The organism is Sanguibacter keddieii DSM 10542 (assembly GCF_000024925.1).
In the GTDB taxonomy this organism is placed as follows: Bacteria; Actinomycetota; Actinomycetes; order Actinomycetales; family Cellulomonadaceae; genus Sanguibacter; species Sanguibacter keddieii.
The window spans coordinates 2757437-2773712 of record NC_013521.1 but is presented as its reverse complement, the minus strand read 5'-3'; the positions used below and the strand labels follow the sequence as shown (position 1 = coordinate 2773712).

The following is a 16276-nucleotide window of genomic DNA, read 5'->3' as shown; positions in this document are numbered from 1 at the left end:
GTCGGTCAGCCGGTCGAGCACCGACCGGCCGTGCTCACAGCGCCGTGAGGATGACCGGCCCGTCCTCGGTGATCGCGACGGTGTGCTCCCAGTGCGCGGCGCGGGCTCCGCGCGGCGACCGGAGGGTCCAGCCGTCGGCGTCCTGCACGTAGTCGCCGTGGCCGTCGGCGATGAACATCGGCTCGATCGCGATGACCAGGCCGGGCGTGAGCTTGAGGCCCTTGCCGCGGCGTCCCTCGTTGGGGACGAAGGGGTCCATGTGCATCTCGGTGCCGATGCCGTGGCCACCGTGGTCCTCGAGGTTGCCGAAGCGTGCCTTGCGGGCGACCTTCCCGACGGCGTGCCCGATGTCCCCGATGGTGTTGCCGACCTGTGCCGCGGCGATGCCGGCCTCGAGGGCCGCCTTGGTGACGTCGACGAGGCGCTGGTCCTCAGCACGCGGGGTCCCGACGATGAAGCTGCGGGCGGAGTCGCCGCACCAGCCGTCGAGGACCGCCCCGAAGTCGATGCTCACGAGGTCGCCGTCCTGGAGGGCGTCGTCCGTGGGGATGCCGTGCACGATGGCGTCGTTGACGGAGGCGCAGATGACGCCGGGGAACGGCACGGGTGCCCAGTCGGGGTGGTAGTCGAGGAAGGGGGAGGTCGCCCCGGCGTCGGCGAGGACGGCCGCGGCGACGGCGTCGATCTCCTTGAGCGTGACGCCGACGGCAGCGGCGTCCTGCATGGCCTGGAGCGCGCGGGCGACGACGCGGCCGGCCTCGCGCATCTTCTCGATCTGGGCGGGGGTCTTCTTCTCGATCACGCTCCCGAGCCTACTGCCCGCAGGTCTGCGGCGGCGGTGGAGCGCTTCAGCCGCGGGCGCGCACCTCGGCGACGCCCCGGTTGGCGAGCTCGTCGGCCTTCTCGTTGCCGACGTCGCCGGAGTGGCCCTTGACCCAGGTCCAGGTGATGGTGTGCCGGGCGACCTGCTCGTCGAGGGCCTGCCAGAGGTCGACGTTCTTGACGGGCTTCTTGTCGCCCGTGCGCCACCCGTTGCGCTTCCAGCCGGCGATCCACTTCGACATGCCGTTCATCACGTAGGTCGAGTCGACGTGCAGGTTCACCACGCACGGGCGCTTGAGGGCGCGCAGCGCCTCGATGACCGCGGTGAGCTCCATGCGGTTGTTGGTCGTGACGGTCTCGCCGCCGAACAGCTCGCGCTCGTGCCCGCCGGCGCGCAGCCACGCGCCCCACCCGCCGACGCCCGGGTTGCCCTTGCAGGCTCCGTCGGTCCAGATCTCGACGGCCGAGTCCGCCTCGGTGCTGGGGTCGGTGCTCGGTTCGGTGCTCGGCTCGGTCGTGGTGGGGGAGTGCTGCGTCATGCGCCCATCATCTCAGGGCTGGTCCGCGCCCGGAGCGGCGACGTGCCCAGCCTCCCAGGTCTCGCATAGGATTCAGGTGCCTCCGTAGCTCAGTGGATAGAGCAAGAGCCTTCTAATCTCTAGGTCGCAGGTTCGAGTCCTGTCGGGGGCACCAAGAAAGTAGGTCTGACCTGCACGTATGTTCAACTGACGTCCCTGGTGATGTCCGTCCAAAGATCCGAAGTCCCCGGAAAATCCCCGTTATTCCTAGAGGCGGACTTGCTCAGCACGGAGCAAGAGATCCCGAGTCTCTTGGAGGAGCTGCCTCGTGGCTGCACTTGGTTCCTTCTCCGAGGGGTCCAGCGCTGTCAACTTTTGAAGCACGGCGCTGGTGGTGTGCACGGAAACTGTGGCGGTGTCGATGAGTTCAGGGACCTCCGCCGTGACTTCCGTGAGTGCATCCGTCAAGACTCCGTTGTTGGCGACGTTCGCGCGAAACAGCTGACGTGCCCGGGTGACCATGAGTTCGAGCATCTCCAGTGCCAGCCGCTGAGACACGACTGCCTGCGTGATCGATGGGTCATCTGTTGAGAGTTCCAGCTCGGTCAGCGCCACCTTCACTTCTGCTCGTGCTTCGCGGAGCGCGCTCCTGCCATCGACAGTCAGTCCATCGAAGGTATCGAGCAAGGCCTGCCCACCCTCAAGCGCAGAGAACTCCTTCTGCGTCAACGTGACAGTCCGACGGGAGAGCACGAGGGCGGAGACCGCCAGAGGGCGGAGTTCCGAAGCGGTCTGTCGACGGCGAGTGGTCGCCTCCTGCTTGCGATTCGCTCGGGCGGAGAAGAACGGTCCGACGTAGGTCGCCAAGAGGGACACGAGCCCTGTGATTGCTACGGCCTGGATGGTCTCGCTCAAGATGTGCTCCGGGTGACGAAGGTGTCGAACACCGCGCGGACGGCGGGCCCCTGGTGGGTCTTCTGGACGTACAGCCGCTGGGTGATGTCTTGGCCTGCGTGTCCCAGCTGCTCAGACGCGGACCGCAGGTCAGCCTCGGCGTCGGCCAGCATAGTGATTGTGCGCCGAAAGGTGTGTACGGTGACCCACCCGAAACTGGCCTCCTCGCGAATCTTGCGCCAGGTCTTCCGCGCATTGTTCGGGACGTGCAGCGTGCCGGCCGACGATGGGAACACGAGGCCCCCGGGCTGCCGTCGGACATCCTGACGCGGCGATGGAGCAGGTTATCGGCCGCGGGCCGCGGCCGCGAGCAGAACGTCACCTTCGTCGCCGCCGACAAGCCCGCCCCCGCCCATGACGGCCCGCATCCTGGCGACAACGAGGAGGCCACTGCCGGGACGCTGCTTTTCAAGGTGCAAAGCGCGTCAGCGCCGAACTCTCTACGCACGAGACGATCAGCGCCAAGCAGGACACCTGGTCTTCGATCACACAGCTCGCAGCAGAGCAAGGGACGCTGGCGGCCGCCTCCGCACAACACGACGGTCGGGCGCCGCTGATCCATTCCTTCGGGCTCAGCGACGACAACGCAGACGACGCGATCGCCTTACGCGACTTAGGAGCGCTGACCGCTGAGTTGCGCCATGCCGAGGCGAACCAGCAACACGTCGAGACCCTGCTGCCCGCCTGGTCCAGGCGCGAGGGTTCGGGGACGCTGGCGGCATCGCCGCCATCCAGCACTACCGAGTCACCCGCGCGAAGGCAGGCCCGGCAGGGGCGGGGCGTGCCCGCAAAGCACCGCGGCTGATCGCCGGACTCATCCCCGGAGCCACCAGCACCATGCCGCTGGAGATGCGGCGGGCGCTCATTAAAGCCCGCGCCGCCGCCTTGATGGATCCGCCCTCAACGAGGCTGAGCCGTGGGCAACCGCCCTCGGCCCTGAACCGAAGCACGCAAGGCAAGCGGCCGCCTAGCGGCGGACCGCAGCCGTCGTCGCGGTCATGTCACCAAGCGAGCCCGCGGCCTCACTAGATGGACTTGCAGAACCCTCCCCGGTACGCTTTGAGAGGGCAGTCTGGACTGCCTGTCTCCGAGTCTGACTCCCCACGCGAAGAAGACGCCGAGGACAACCGCCAATGCGGGATTCAGAAGCGCAGCACCTGTTGGTTCGAGATCCTTCTCATGTCACAGGGCTGGTAGGCGTGGGGTGCACAGCCCGGAACAAGAGATTGAGATGACTCCCAACGACAGCACTCCGACTCGCGCGCTCCAACAGGATGCGCGGGCCTGGTCCACCTTCACCGGCACGAAGTACACCGCCGCGCTGCGGCAGATGCGTGCCCCGCTGGCCCAAGGGCTCCTCGGCCCACGGGTCAGCGCACGGCGGCTCATCGCTGCCCTCAGCGATCACGAGCTGGTCGGCTCAGATGGCGGCGGTCCCGTTTTAGGCGAGAACGGCGTCCGTTCGGATTCGCCATGGCGTTTCGATGGCAAGACCGACTACATCCAGCTCGCGCTCATCGTAGACATGCTCCGGATGTTCACACCCGTCTCGGGCACCTCGACCCCTGAGGTCGGCAGTTACTCCTTGAAGCACACCGCGGAGTGGTTCCTCAGCCCCCACTGCTCCTACGTTTCCAACGGCCGATTGATCTGGGCAGCAGCAGCCCTCGGGCTCCCGATCACGGACCCGGACCGCGACGGTCCGAACCTCCTGATCGGCGTTTCCGAGCGTGAGCACGACTACGTGCGCCGCATGGTCGGTACTGGGCAAACCCAACCGCAGACCGACTACTACCGTCCTGCCGGGTACGAGCACCTGCGCGCCGGGCTCGCGCAGGCAGCCGCCGGCGAGCTCATCACCGAGAACTGGGTCCGGCAGGAACCGGTTATCGAGTCGGCTCCGTTCCACGACTGGCTCGTTCAGCAGGTCGGCCGCAACGACGTCGTGGGCGACCTCGCGGGCGACTACTCGGCTGGCGTTCGCGACAGCGACCACCGCGTCGCTCGCACCGCCGGCGAGTTGCTGGTGATCTTCCACGAGGTCTCGCACTCGCCGGAGGCCTACGACGCCGTGGTCACCTCGATCGCCGAATGGATGCGGACGGAGCCGTCGCCGGCACCTATTCGTACCGAACGGATCAGCGGTGACGCACACGACCACGGCGGTTGGGGCGCTGGTTCTGGAACGGTAGAGCGCTATGAGTTCATCTGCCCCTGCGGGGACGGGACGATCGTCGAAGAGCACGACAACATCCCGGGCTTCCGCGAGCACGACGTGCGGATCTTGTGTGATCAGTGCGGTGTGGAGTGGCGCTTCGCTGAGGGCAGGAGCGTACGGGACTGGGCTCTGGTGCCGGTGGCAGCGCGCCTCGCCGCATAGGCGACAAGAACGAACCGTGCGCCGCACCGAGCCGAAGCGAGTCTGGCTCGGTGCGGCGCACGCGGGGAGCCGCGACTACGCCGACTCGTCTCGGGCAGGCGGTTGAATCATCAGCACGTTCGAGACACCGCCCTGGTTCACGCAGTCCTGAGCGAGGTCGTGAACGTGCCAGTAGAAGTCCAGGTCGGCCGCCGCCGCGTTCACGGCGGTCTCGACCGGTGTGTAGCGGTGCAGCGGGGTGGAGACGCCGCCGTAGGAGTAGCCGAAGTTGTCCACCGTCAAGATGCTCAGGGACTCGGAGCCGGCCCACTCGATCCCCACGCGCACGTCGTACTCGTCGTTGCCCGTCGCCGCGGCGGTCGCGCGGATGAGGGCCATGAGGTCAGCGACGCCACACTCGACCGCTGCCGACTGAATCTGGGAGCCCTCGAAGAATCCGTCGCTACTCAAGCGGTGGCTACCGACCGCGGCCGCGAGCGTGACTGATCCGTCGTGATGAAGGCTCGCCCACGCTTCCCTCCACAGCGATCGATCGTCTGTCGCGGTGTTGACGGCAACCCAGCGACGTAGCCCCGGTCGCGGATTGTGCAGGTCAACGTTCTCCAGCGGATGCACGCCGCCACGTCCGGCATAGAACAGGGCCAGACCTTCGGCCTTGGTCAGCACATCGCGCGCGCCGTCGCGCGTCAGGCGTTCGTGGAGCCGAGGGACACGGGGGTGGGCGACTGCGACCAGCCAGGCGCGCTTGTCAGAATCCCTGCCTGCTGCGGCCTCGCCGTACAGGGAATCCAACGCCTCGGTCGCGTGCCGACGCTCGTCGAACCGAGCTCGGTACATCGCCTCGATCTGGCGTTCCTTCATCCACACGGTGTCGGAGTCGTTGCGCACAGGAGCGCCGAAGTAGTCGTTGCGGTAGATCAGGTGCGGTCCGTCGACACTTGCCGGTACTTCCACGACCACAGCGCGGGTGCCCTCCGTTCCGAGACGGTGCACGTTGAGACCGAAGACTGGCGGCGAGATGGCGGTGATCGCTGCGGATCGCAGGGATCGTTCATAGGCCTCATCAAACTCACCTATATCGACCCGATCTGTCGCGGCCTTCTGCGACTCACGTACACCGAACACGATGACGCCGCCGCCACTGTTCGCCATCGCCGCGACGTCCTTGGGGAAGTCCGTCTGCGGTAGACCCTTCGCCGGCGGCAACTCTGACTTCCAGTCCAAGTCGTTGGTCTCCACGACTCCAGTGCTCACCGCCGCATCGAGCAGGTCATCCGTTAGCGGTCCAGGAGCGAGCCCGAGGGCACGGTGCAGAGCGGTGAAAGTCATGTTTTGAGTGTAGAGATCGCCAAGGTAGCGGACGGTCCTGCCGATCGTCGGCTACCTACAGGGCATGCCCTTGCTGGGGCGCGGATCGAGCGATGCCTGAGTCACGCTCGAACACCCGCTCACCGCCGTCTGCGGGCGGGTCGAGGAGGGCCGTGACGTGGGTGCTGTCCGTGACGAGGGAGGCGAAGCCTTCGCGCAGGAGCCGGTGCGTGCCGGAGCTGGCGGCACTGGTTACCGGGCCGGGCACGGCGCCGACCGGGCGGCCAAGAAGCGCGGCGCGCGCAGCGACATTGAGGGAGCCGGAGCGATCGCCAGCCTCCACGATGACGGTAGCCCCGGAGAGGGCGTCGAGGATGCGGTTGCGGGTGAGGAACCGCCACCTGGCGCCGCGCCGGGCGCCGTCTCACTGACGAGTAGGTCGGTGCCTCTGACTCGTTCGAGCAGCTCGTGGCTACCGGACGGATAGAGGCGCGCGCACCACACGGCCGCGAGAGTTGGTCACCGAGGGCTCGGAGGGTCGGCCTCTACGCCTGTGGGCACCCGCGACAGGCGAGAAGCCACGGTCTTCCGAGCCAAGCCGAGCCGAGCCGAGCTCTCAAACTCCTGCGGAGGGGCACCGATCGTACGACCCGTCCGTGCACCGCCGGGAGCCGTCCGCCGAGGAGGCCGTCCGGCGGCACCGGATCCGCCTGTCCCGCACCCGTGAGCCCTCCGAGGTGGCTCCCTCGCAAGAGGCGCCTGCTCGCTCCACGGGTCCCGGCGCACGTCGCTACCTCGCCATAGCCATGCTCCGAGGCCTCCGCCCCACCGTGCCCCGGCCCTGCCGCCCCACGACCGCCGCCCGACCACCGCCGCCCGCCCCCGCGCTGCCGTCGGCCGTGGGTGAGCCCGCCCCTCACCCAAGCACCCCGGGGTGAGGCCAGAACGGCCCCGGGGTGAGTCTCGCTCCCGGCCAGGGTGGCTTCGTCGCGCGGGCCGGGTGGCCCGTCCGCGGCCTCGGGGGTGAGAGCGGGAGCAGGTGGCAGGCGAGCCCGAGATCGCGGCCCGGTGTCAGCGGGTGCAATTGGGGTGAGCGGCGGGGTGGTTGGTGGTTCTTCCCGCAGGTGAGAGGGGTTTCCCGGCCTAGCGTCGGCGGCAGAGAGCTCATCACCCCCAGGTCACCGTCGACCTGGGCGTCGTCGCTGGGGAAGGTCGATCATGAAGACACGAACGCGAAGTGCAGGCCCGTCGGGCCTCCGGGCGGTGCGCGCCCTGGTACCGAGGGCGCGGGTCGCGCTCGTGCTGGTGCCGACGCTCGTGCTCGGCGGGCTGGTGAGCGGCGCTGCTCTCCCTCCCGCGCTGGCGTCGTCGGCCGAGCAGACCGACCCGTCGCAGGCGGCCCGCAGCACGGCGCCCGCACCGACCCCGGAGGAGCTCGCGGCCGTCGACCCGTCGCAGACGACGGTGGTCGACCCCGGGGCAGACGCGGTCGCACCACCTGAGGAGCAGCAGTCCGTCCCCGAGGTCCCCGCGCCGTCCGAGGAGCCGGCCGCTCCCGTGGTCCCCGAGCCCGAGACACCCGTCGTCCCGGAGCCTCCCGCGGTCGAGCCACCGGTCGTAGAGACCCCCGAGACCCCCGCCACGCAGACCCCGGCCGAGGAGTCTCCCGAGGAGACCGTGGTCGAGGACCCGACGAGCGACCCCGACCCGGAGCCCACCGACGAGACCAGCCCTGCCGCCCGTGCCGCAGCACCGGCCGAGGAGACGCTCGCCGACGACGTCGTCCCGGCCGTCGTGCCGGACCCCACCACCACCCAGTCGGTCGTCACCGTCAAGGTGGGCGGGATCCGCACGTCCGTCACCCAGGTCTCGCCGCTCGCCGGCGTCACCCTCCAGCTCTTCGACGGCGGTGCTGGCGGTGCCACGACGCCGCGCACCGAGCCGTGGGCCACGTGCGTGTCGGACGCGAGCGGCGACTGCAGCTTCGTGGTCCCCGAGACCGGCGACGGCGGCGCGAACCGCGACGCCCGGTTCTGGGTCCGCCAGGCCGGCGCCGCGCCCGGCGGCTACTTCGCGAGCCCCACGCTGGCGATCGGCGGAGACACCACCTCCCAGACCTACCAGTTCCGCACGGGAGACCGTCTGCGCGGTGGGCTGACCTACACGTCGACCGCCGACTTCATGGTGAGCTCGGGACGTGGTTTCACCGCCTCGGGCGGCATCTGGCAGAGCTCCCTGGCGAACCCAGGGCTCCCGCCGCAGTGCGGCCTGCGCGTCGCCCTCGTGGTCGACCTGTCCGGCTCGGTCGGGCGCTACATCGCCGCGATGCGCAGCGCTGCGTCGGGATTCGTCGACTCGCTCACCGGCACCCCCAGCTCGGTCGCGCTCTTCACCTTCGCGGACAACGCCCCCGCCGCCACCGGCGCGAACCTCGGGCTCACCCCGGTGTCGACCACCGCAGGTGCCGACACCGTGAAGAACCGGATCGCCACCTACACCGCCGGCTTCGACACCAACTGGGACCGCGGCCTCTACCAGGTCGCCGCGTCAGCAACCCCCTTCGACGTCGCGGTCGTCCTGACCGACGGCAACCCCACCGTCTACGCGGCCCACGAGGGCCCGGGGGACCTCACCCGGTTCCGCGAGGTCGAGAACGGCATCTTCTCCGCCAACGCGGTCAAGGCCGAGGGCACCCGCGTCATCGCGGTCGGCGTCGGCGACGGCATCGGCGGGGCGCCCGACAACCTGCGGGCGATCTCCGGGCCCTCAGGCGGCTCGGACTACTACCAGACCGACGACTACGCCGAGGCCGGCGAGGCGCTGCGGGCCCTGGCCCTCGGCGCGTGCAACGGCTCGGTGAGCGTCGTCAAGCAGGTGGTGCCGTCGAGCACCACCGGCGAGGTCGTCACCGGCGCCCGCCCCGCGGGTGGCTGGACCTTCGACGCGAGCACCACGACCCCCGGCGTCACGCCGACCACCCAGACCGGGACGACCGTGGCCGGGACCGGCGCGGTGAACTTCCCGCTCCGGTACGCGGGTGGTTCGTCGAGCGCGACCGTGACCATCGCCGAGCAGCAGCAGGACGGCTACACGCTCGTCACGCAGGGCGAGGCACGCGCGGTCTGCACCGACATCGCCTCGGGCGACCCGGTCACCGTCACGAACGACCCGGTCGACCCGCTCGCCTTCAGCGTCGACGCGCCCGCCACCGCTGCCATCACCTGCACGGTCTACAACCGGGCACCGCAGCCGCAGGCGAGCCTCACCGTCGACAAGGAGTGGGTGGTCAACGGGACCACCTACACGCAGGGCAACCAGCCCATCGGGCTCGACGCGGCCCTCACCCTCGACGGGACCGACCAGGGCTGGTCGGCACCCCGCACGGGCTACGTGGAGGGCGCGACCGTCTCCGTCGACGAGACCACCACGATCAGCGGCCGCGACCTCTGCGAGGTGACCGGGTCACGGATCACCGAGCACGACGGCGAGACCGTCGACCTCCCGCTCCCGTCGACCGTGACCCTCGCCGCCGGCGACGAGGACAACCACTACACGGTCACCAACACCGTCACCTGCGAGGCCGAGCTGACGCTCGTCAAGCAGGTGGCCGGCGGACCGGCCCTGCCCACGGCATGGGCCCTCGACGCCGTCGCACCGGACGGGTCCCTCCCCGGTCCGTCCGGTGCGACGGGAACTCCTGGCGCGACAGCCCTGGTCACCCCGGGCGTGCGCTACCCCCTCGTGGAGTCCGGCGACGGACGCTACGTGCAGACCGTCCGACCGGGAGCGGTGCTCGTCCCTCCCTCGACGGGCTCCTGGCAGTGCGAGCAGGTCACCGAGGACGGCACCGTGGTCCCCGGGTTCAACGACGGCATCAACGGCGGCGTCACCGTCCCCCTCGGCTTCCGGGTCCGGTGCACCTCGCTCAACCAGTCCGCGACCCTCACCCTGGTCAAGCAGGTCGTCAACGACGACACCGGCACGGCAGGACCCTCCGACTGGACGCTCACCGCGACCCCGACCGGCGAGGTCCCCGAGGACGTCGTCGCCGAGGGAGTGACGGGCTCGACCGAGGGCGTCACCGTCCAGGTCCGTCCCGGCACCGTGTACGACCTGTCCGAGAACGGACCGGGCGGGTACGACCGGACCTCCCTCGAGTGCAGCACCGGCCCGGGTGACAGCTACGTCCCCGCGACGTCGGTGTCCCTGGCACCGCTCGACTCCGCCACCTGCGTCTTCGTCAACGACGACGCCACCCCGCCGCCCTCGTGGCTGCTGTCCAAGTCGAGCGACCCCGGCGACGGCGCCGCCGTCGTCGAGGGGCAGACCGTCACCTACACGCTCCACGCCACCAACGACGGCGCGGTCGACGTCACCGGCGCCACCGCCGTCGACGACCTCGGCGACGTCCTCGACGACGCCACGCTCGTCGACCCCCTCGACCCGAGCCTCACCTACGACCCCGAGACCCAGCAGCTCACGTGGCTCGTCCCCGACCTCCTGGTCGACGCCGGCGAGGCGACCGTCGAGTACTCGGTGCTCGTCTCCGAGGTCGACACCGCCGGCTCCCTCCACAACGTGGTGACCGTCAGCACACCGGGCGGACGCTGCCCGGCAGAGGTGCCGCCGCTCGGGAACGACCTCGCCGACGCCGCCTTCGTCCAGGCGCTCCTCGACGACCCTGCCGCCGACGACTGCGAGACCGACCACCCGACGGGCGAGGTCGACCTGTCGGTCGCCAAGACCCACGACGGGCTCGTCGACGACGCGGTCGACTCCGGCAAGGGCGAGCAGGTCACCTACACGGTCGAGGTCACCGACGTCGGCGTCGACCCGGTCGCCGGGGCGACGCTCACCGACCCGCTGCCGGACGCGGTCGACTACGTCGACGACAGCCTCGTGGTCCCCGACGGGTGGACCGGCGACGTGGTCGACGGCGTGCTCGTCGCGACCTCCGACGGTGACCTCGAGCCGGGCTCCGTCTCGACCTTCACCTACTCGGTGGTCGTCGGCGACGTCCCGCGGGTCGCTCCCGGGGGAGCGCACGAAGACCTCGTCAACACCGCGTGCGTGACCTCCGAGGGCACCGAGGCGCACCCGGACGACAACTGCGCGACGGACACCGTGCTCGTGCGGTCGGTCGCGGTACAGGCGCTCGCGGTCTGCGTGAACGACACCCCGTACGTGCGCTACGAGCTCACCCCCTCGCGGGTCGAGGCCCAGCCGGTCGTCGCGCTCGTCTGGTGGACCGCGGCGGCGTACGAGGACCGTGACCCCCTGATCGACGCGTCCGACACCGCCGCGATCCTCGCGGACGGCGCCTCCCAGGTGGACCGCGTCGACGTCCCCGAGGGCTGGGTGCCCGGTGACACCATCACCGGCGAGCAGCTGTGGCCCGGTGCGGCGGTCGACGCCGAGGGCGACCCCGTCGCGTGGCCCGGGTGGACGCAGCAGGGCGACGGCACGTGGGTCCTCGACCCGTCTGCCCCGTTCTACGAGCTCCGCGGCGAGACCGTCGTCGAGGTGAGGGTCAACCCGTCCACCGGGTCGACGCTGGTGTACCCGCCGGCCACACCTGACTGCGACGCCAACCCGCCGGTCGTCGTCCCGCCGACGACGCCTGCGGCGCCCGTCACGGTGACCGGTGGTGGCACCACGGTCGGGCAGGGGCCGTGGTACCTGCCCAGGACCGGCCCGGAGCTCGGGGCGACCGTGCTCCTCGGTGCGGGGCTGCTCGTGCTCGGCGCGATGCTGGTGGCCCCGCGCCGCCGACGCGGAGCCGCCGACGGCCTGCGTCGGAGCGATCAGCTGTAGCGCGGCAGCGGTACCGGTCCCAGGACGCAGGCGGCGGGTCGAGGAGCGCAGTCTCCGAGACCCGTCGTCTGCGTGCCGGGCCGAGCGCACCGGTCTGGGCCCGCAGAGCACCGTGACGGAGCCGTCTCGGCTACTCACCGGTCACCTCCCGTGCCATGGTGGGTGCTCCAGACCGGCGGAGGAGAGAGCAGCCATGCACAGCACCACGGGGACGACCACCGGCACCACGGGAACCGCCGGCACCACCGGCGCGACGGACCAGACGACCAGCGCCACCGAGACGGCTGCACCTCTCGAGGCCGGTGGCCCCGGTCTCGACGTCCCGGGGACCTGGAACGTCCGCGACGTCGGTGCCTCGGGCGCAGACGGCGGCGCAAGGCTCCGTCCGGGGGTGCTGCTCCGTCCCGGGGTGCTGCTCCGCTCCGCCTCCCTGAGCCGGCTCGACCCCGCCGGGGTCGACGCGGTCGCCGACCTCGGCGTCACCGCGGTCCTCGACCTGCGCGGCGACGACGAGATCGCCCGCGACGGCGCCGACCGCCTCCCGCCCGGGGCCCGCCAGGTCCGGCTCCCCTTCGGCGGTACGAGCCCCTCGCCCGGCGCCGACACCTCTGACGCCTCGGGCGACGGGGGAGCGGTGGCCGACCCGCTCGCGCTCGTCAAGCAGCTCGTCGGTGCAGGGGACCCCGCGGCTGCGGGGAGGTCCGTGATGCTGCGCCTCTACGCCGGGTTCGCCACGGACCCTGCCGCCCACGCGGCGGTCGCCGGAGCGCTGCGCACCATCGCCGACGAGCAGGGCGCCGTGCTCGTCCACTGCTCGGCAGGCAAGGACCGGACCGGCTGGGTCGTCGCGGTGGTCCAGCTCCTGTGCGGCGTCGCACCGGAGGACGTCATGGCGGAGTACCTGCGCTCGGCGGCGTCTGCCACGACGCTCGCGGCGACGCTGCCCGACGTCCCCGGCCTCGACCCGGCCTTCTGGGACGCCGTGACCACCGTCCGGCCCGAGTACCTCGAGACCGCGCTGCACGCCGTCGAGGAGGCCTACGGCTCGGTCGAGGGGTACGCCCGGGCCGTCTGCGGCGAACCGGACATCGTGGATGCCCTCCGTGCCAGGCTGACGTCCACGGGTGCCACCACCGTCTGAGGTCGTCGGCCCTCACCCGGCGCGCGCGTTTGGCCTGACCACCGTTGCGGGCGAGAATCGTCGGGTGAGCATCAGCAGCGGTCGTCAGTCCCAGGGGTCGGCAGGCCCGTCGCAGGGGACCACCGGGGCGAGCGCCGACGCCGCCGAGCCGCACGTCACCGTCTTCGACGTGGTGACCGACCTCCGCCGCGACGTGGCGGCCGTCGAGCTGCCGCTCGCGATCGACGGCGCCGACGACGCAGCCGGCCAGCGCTCGCGCCTCGTCGACCAGCTCGACGACCACCTCCTCCCGCGCCTCAAGGAGCTCTCGAGCCCCGCGGTCGTCGTGATCGCCGGCTCGACCGGCGCCGGGAAGTCGACCCTGCTCAACTCTCTCCTCCACGAGGAGGTCTCCGAGGCGTCGGTCATCCGCCCGACCACCCGCGAGCCTGTCGTGGTCTACAACCCGCAGGACGCCGAGATCATCGAGGGCACACCGCTCGTGGCGACGGTCCGGTCGGTCGCCAACGTCAACGTCCCGCGCGGCATCGCGCTGCTCGACGCCCCCGACCTCGACTCCGTGCTCGACGAGAACCGCGAGACCGCGAGCCGGCTGCTCGAGGGCGCCGACCTCTGGCTGTTCGTCACGACCGCGGCCCGCTACGGCGACGCGCTGCCCTGGCGCACCCTCGAGGGAGCGATGGAGCGTGGCGCGACCGTCGCCATGGTGCTCAACCGCGCCCCGAAGGCCTCGCTGACGACCGTGCGCGGTGACCTGCTCAACCGGCTCCGCGAGCACCGCATGGAGAGCGCCCCGCTGTTCGTGGTGCCCGACGCCGGTCCCCACGAGGGCCTCCTCGACGCGTCGTCGGTCGCGCCCATCGAGCGCTGGCTGCGCACCCTCGGCGGGGCAGACCGTGCCCGCTCGGTCATCCTGCGGACGCTCCGCGGCTCTCTCGCGGCGCTCCCGCCCTGGGTCGACGAGCTGAGCGAGCACGTCGAGGCGCAGCACACCGCGGCCGTCCGCCTGCGGATCGCCACCGAGGCGGCGCTGCCGCAGGTCGCCCAGGCCACCCGCCTGGTGGTCGAGTCGGGGCGTCTGGCGCTCGGCGCGGTCGAGACCCGCTGGTCACAGGTCTCCGAGCCCGCGCGGCTCGACAAGTCGATCTCGCGGTCCGGCGTGGCACGCGGCTCCGCGCGGCGCGGACGGTCTCGAGAGGAGCACCTCCAGGGTCTGACCGACACCGTCCGGGAGGCCGCGACCGCGATCCTCACGGTGGCCACCGACGACGCACGCTCTGCTCTCCGGGACGCCCTCGAGGCACTCCCGGGAGGACGTGGGCTCGTCCCCGAGGTCACCGAGGCGCAGGACGACGCGGCGGCGCAGCAGGCCGTCGACGCGTGGGTCGAGGCGGCCCGGGCCGACATCGAGCGCGTCGACGTCGCCGTCGGCAAGCAGAACGCCTCGGCGGTCCGTGCCTTCGGGCGCGACGGGCTCACGGCGGTCCTGCTGGCCTCGGCGGTCGGGCTCGCGCCGGCCGAGGACCTCCTGGGCCGGCTGCTCGGCAACGACGGGCGCGACCTCAGCCCGGAGGTGACGAGCCGTCTCGCCGACGCCGCCGAGGCTGCCGTCCTCGCGCAGGCGCTGCCGGTCCTCGCCGCGCTCGACCACCCCGCCCTCGCCGACGACGCAGCGATCGGGCTGCGCGTCCGGCTCGCCGAGCTGGCCCAGCTGACATGACCACTCCCCAGGAGCACCCCGTGACCTCGACCGAGACCCGTCCCGCCCGTCGGGCAGCCGACGCCGACGCGACCGACGGCGCCCGGTACACCGAGCACGTCGCCAACCTCCGGCGCGCCCTCGAGGTCGCGGGCGGCAGGCTCGACCCGCAGGTGGCCGAGCACGCCCGAGCGGTGCTGTCCGGTGCCGACGAGCGTCTCGCGCTCGGCGTCGACCACACGATCGTGGCGCTCGCCGGCGGGACCGGGTCGGGCAAGTCGAGCACCTTCAACGCCGTCTCCCGGCTGACCTTCGCGGACGTCGGCGTCCGGCGTCCCACCACGGCCCGCGTCACCGCGTGCTCGTGGAGCGACGACGCGACCCCGCTGCTGGACTGGCTCGAGGTCGACCCCGAGCGCCGCATCAGCCGGGACTCCGAGCTGGACGGCGCCGAGGAGGCCCCCCTCGCGGGCCTGATCCTCCTGGACCTCCCCGACCACGACTCGATCGCCTCGGCGCACCGCGAGATCGTCGACCGCATCCTGCCGCTCGTCGACCTCCTCATCTGGGTGGTCGACCCGCAGAAGTACGCCGACGAGGCGCTCCACGCCGGGTACCTGCAGTCCTTCGTGGGCGCAGAGGCCTCGATGATCGTCGTGCTCAACCAGATCGACACCGTCGCCGCGTCCGGTCGGGACGCACTGGTCGCCGACGTGTCCCGCCTGCTGCGCGAGGACGGCCTCGTCGGGGTGGACGTCCGCGCGGTGTCCGCGCGCACCGGCGAGGGCATCGACGAGCTCCGCGAGACCCTGCGCGACGCGGTGAGCCGGCGCAGCGTCGCCGCGCGCCGTCTCGCGGACGAGCTCGACCGCGAGGGTCGCCGGATCGCCGAGGAGGTCCCGCCGAACGTCCTCGTCGAGGTCGCCCCGCTCGTCTCCGGCGAGGTCGACCGTGTCGCGGTCGCCGTCGGCGTGCAGGCGGTCGCCGACGACGTGCGTGCGAGCGTGCGGTCCGGCCGTGCCGCGGGCCGCGCGCCCCAGTTCCGCAGCCCGCAGGAGTCCGCCGTCCGGGTGATCCGGAGCCGGTGGCTCAGCAAGGTCACCGACGGCATGCGCCCGGCGTGGGCGCAGTCCGTCGACGACGCCGTGCCGGACCAGGAGTCGCTCTCCGCGTCCCTGCTCGCCTCCCTCGACGACGTCCCGGTCGACGCGACGCCGTCCGCGCGCGCCCGCAGCCTGCGGACCGCCGCCTGGTGGGTCCTCGGCGTCGCGGCGCTCGCCGTGGTCTTCGCGGTCCTCGTGGTGACCGAGGTCCTCGACCTCGACCAGACCCTCGCGGCGATCGGTGCCGCTGCTGCCGTGGCAGCCGGGCTCGTCGCGGTCGTCCTGCTCCTGGTCGGGTCTCGGGTGCGGTCCGCCGCGGCCGAGGAGCGGGCGGAGACCGTCCGGTCCGCCGCCCTCTCCGCGCTGCGCACCTCGGTCGAGGCGACGCTCGCGCGTCCGGCGCAGACGGTCCTCGACGAGCACCGCACCGTGCGCGAGTCGGCCCTCTCGGTCCGGGACAGCGCTGGCCGAGGGGCGACCCCGAGCGCCTGACGCCCGTCCACACCCGGGGAGCGCGAGGGGCTCGTCCACAGCGCG

General features: G+C 71.6%; 10 protein-coding genes, 1 tRNA gene and 1 pseudogene. 6 read left to right on the top strand and 6 right to left on the bottom strand.

All coding sequences use genetic code 11. The annotated features are described in order from the left end of the window. Positions 1-34: 34 nt before the first annotated feature. Together map and rnhA are read right to left on the bottom strand one after the other, a co-directional pair. A complete protein-coding gene (map, locus tag SKED_RS12200; RefSeq protein ID WP_012867462.1) occupies positions 35-802 on the bottom strand; it encodes a type I methionyl aminopeptidase in 768 nt (255 codons plus the stop codon). 46 nt (positions 803-848) lie between these two features. Next, positions 849-1361: a ribonuclease HI gene (rnhA, locus tag SKED_RS12195; protein WP_012867461.1), complete on the bottom strand. Its 513-nt coding sequence runs from the start codon at positions 1359-1361 to the stop codon at positions 849-851. Between the two features lie 78 nt (positions 1362-1439). On the opposite strand from rnhA, the gene SKED_RS12190 reads away from it, so the two are divergent. Then, positions 1440-1515 (top strand) — tRNA-Arg (locus SKED_RS12190). 92 nt (positions 1516-1607) lie between these two features. Here the strand turns inward: SKED_RS12190 and SKED_RS12185 are convergent. Then, entirely contained in the window at positions 1608-2255 is a 648-nt protein-coding gene (locus SKED_RS12185) for a hypothetical protein (protein WP_012867460.1), read from the bottom strand. After that, positions 2252-2536, bottom strand: a pseudogene (locus SKED_RS20970) (tyrosine-type recombinase/integrase); the annotation flags it as partial. The pseudogene SKED_RS20970 and the gene SKED_RS12185, both read right to left, overlap by 4 nt. A gap of 989 nt (positions 2537-3525) precedes the next feature. Here SKED_RS20970 and SKED_RS20530 point away from each other — a divergent pair. Beyond that, positions 3526-4674, top strand: coding sequence for a hypothetical protein (locus tag SKED_RS20530; RefSeq protein ID WP_012867459.1), 1149 nt, complete (start codon positions 3526-3528; stop codon positions 4672-4674). A gap of 75 nt (positions 4675-4749) precedes the next feature. Here the strand turns inward: SKED_RS20530 and SKED_RS12170 are convergent, their stop codons facing one another. Next, positions 4750-6003: an AlbA family DNA-binding domain-containing protein gene (locus SKED_RS12170; protein WP_042438025.1), complete on the bottom strand. Its 1254-nt coding sequence runs from the start codon at positions 6001-6003 to the stop codon at positions 4750-4752. A 55-nt stretch (positions 6004-6058) separates the two neighbouring features. Then, positions 6059-6328: a DNA-processing protein DprA gene (locus SKED_RS20915; protein ID WP_342626440.1), complete on the bottom strand. Its 270-nt coding sequence runs from the start codon at positions 6326-6328 to the stop codon at positions 6059-6061. A gap of 917 nt (positions 6329-7245) precedes the next feature. Here SKED_RS20915 and SKED_RS19060 point away from each other — a divergent pair. The 4 genes from SKED_RS19060 (at position 7246) to SKED_RS12135 (ending at position 16231) form a co-directional block, all read left to right on the top strand. Further along, entirely contained in the window at positions 7246-11796 is a 4551-nt protein-coding gene (locus SKED_RS19060) for a DUF7927 domain-containing protein (RefSeq protein ID WP_012867457.1), read from the top strand. Positions 11797-11989: 193 nt separating this feature from the next. Then, entirely contained in the window at positions 11990-12937 is a 948-nt protein-coding gene (locus tag SKED_RS12145) for a tyrosine-protein phosphatase (protein WP_012867456.1), read from the top strand. Between the two features lie 64 nt (positions 12938-13001). After that, complete coding sequence (locus SKED_RS12140) at positions 13002-14657, top strand: dynamin family protein (RefSeq protein ID WP_012867455.1); 1656 nt, start codon at positions 13002-13004, stop codon at positions 14655-14657. A 20-nt stretch (positions 14658-14677) separates the two neighbouring features. Further along, positions 14678-16231: a GTP-binding protein gene (locus tag SKED_RS12135; RefSeq protein WP_012867454.1), complete on the top strand. Its 1554-nt coding sequence runs from the start codon at positions 14678-14680 to the stop codon at positions 16229-16231. Positions 16232-16276: the final 45 nt, after the last annotated feature.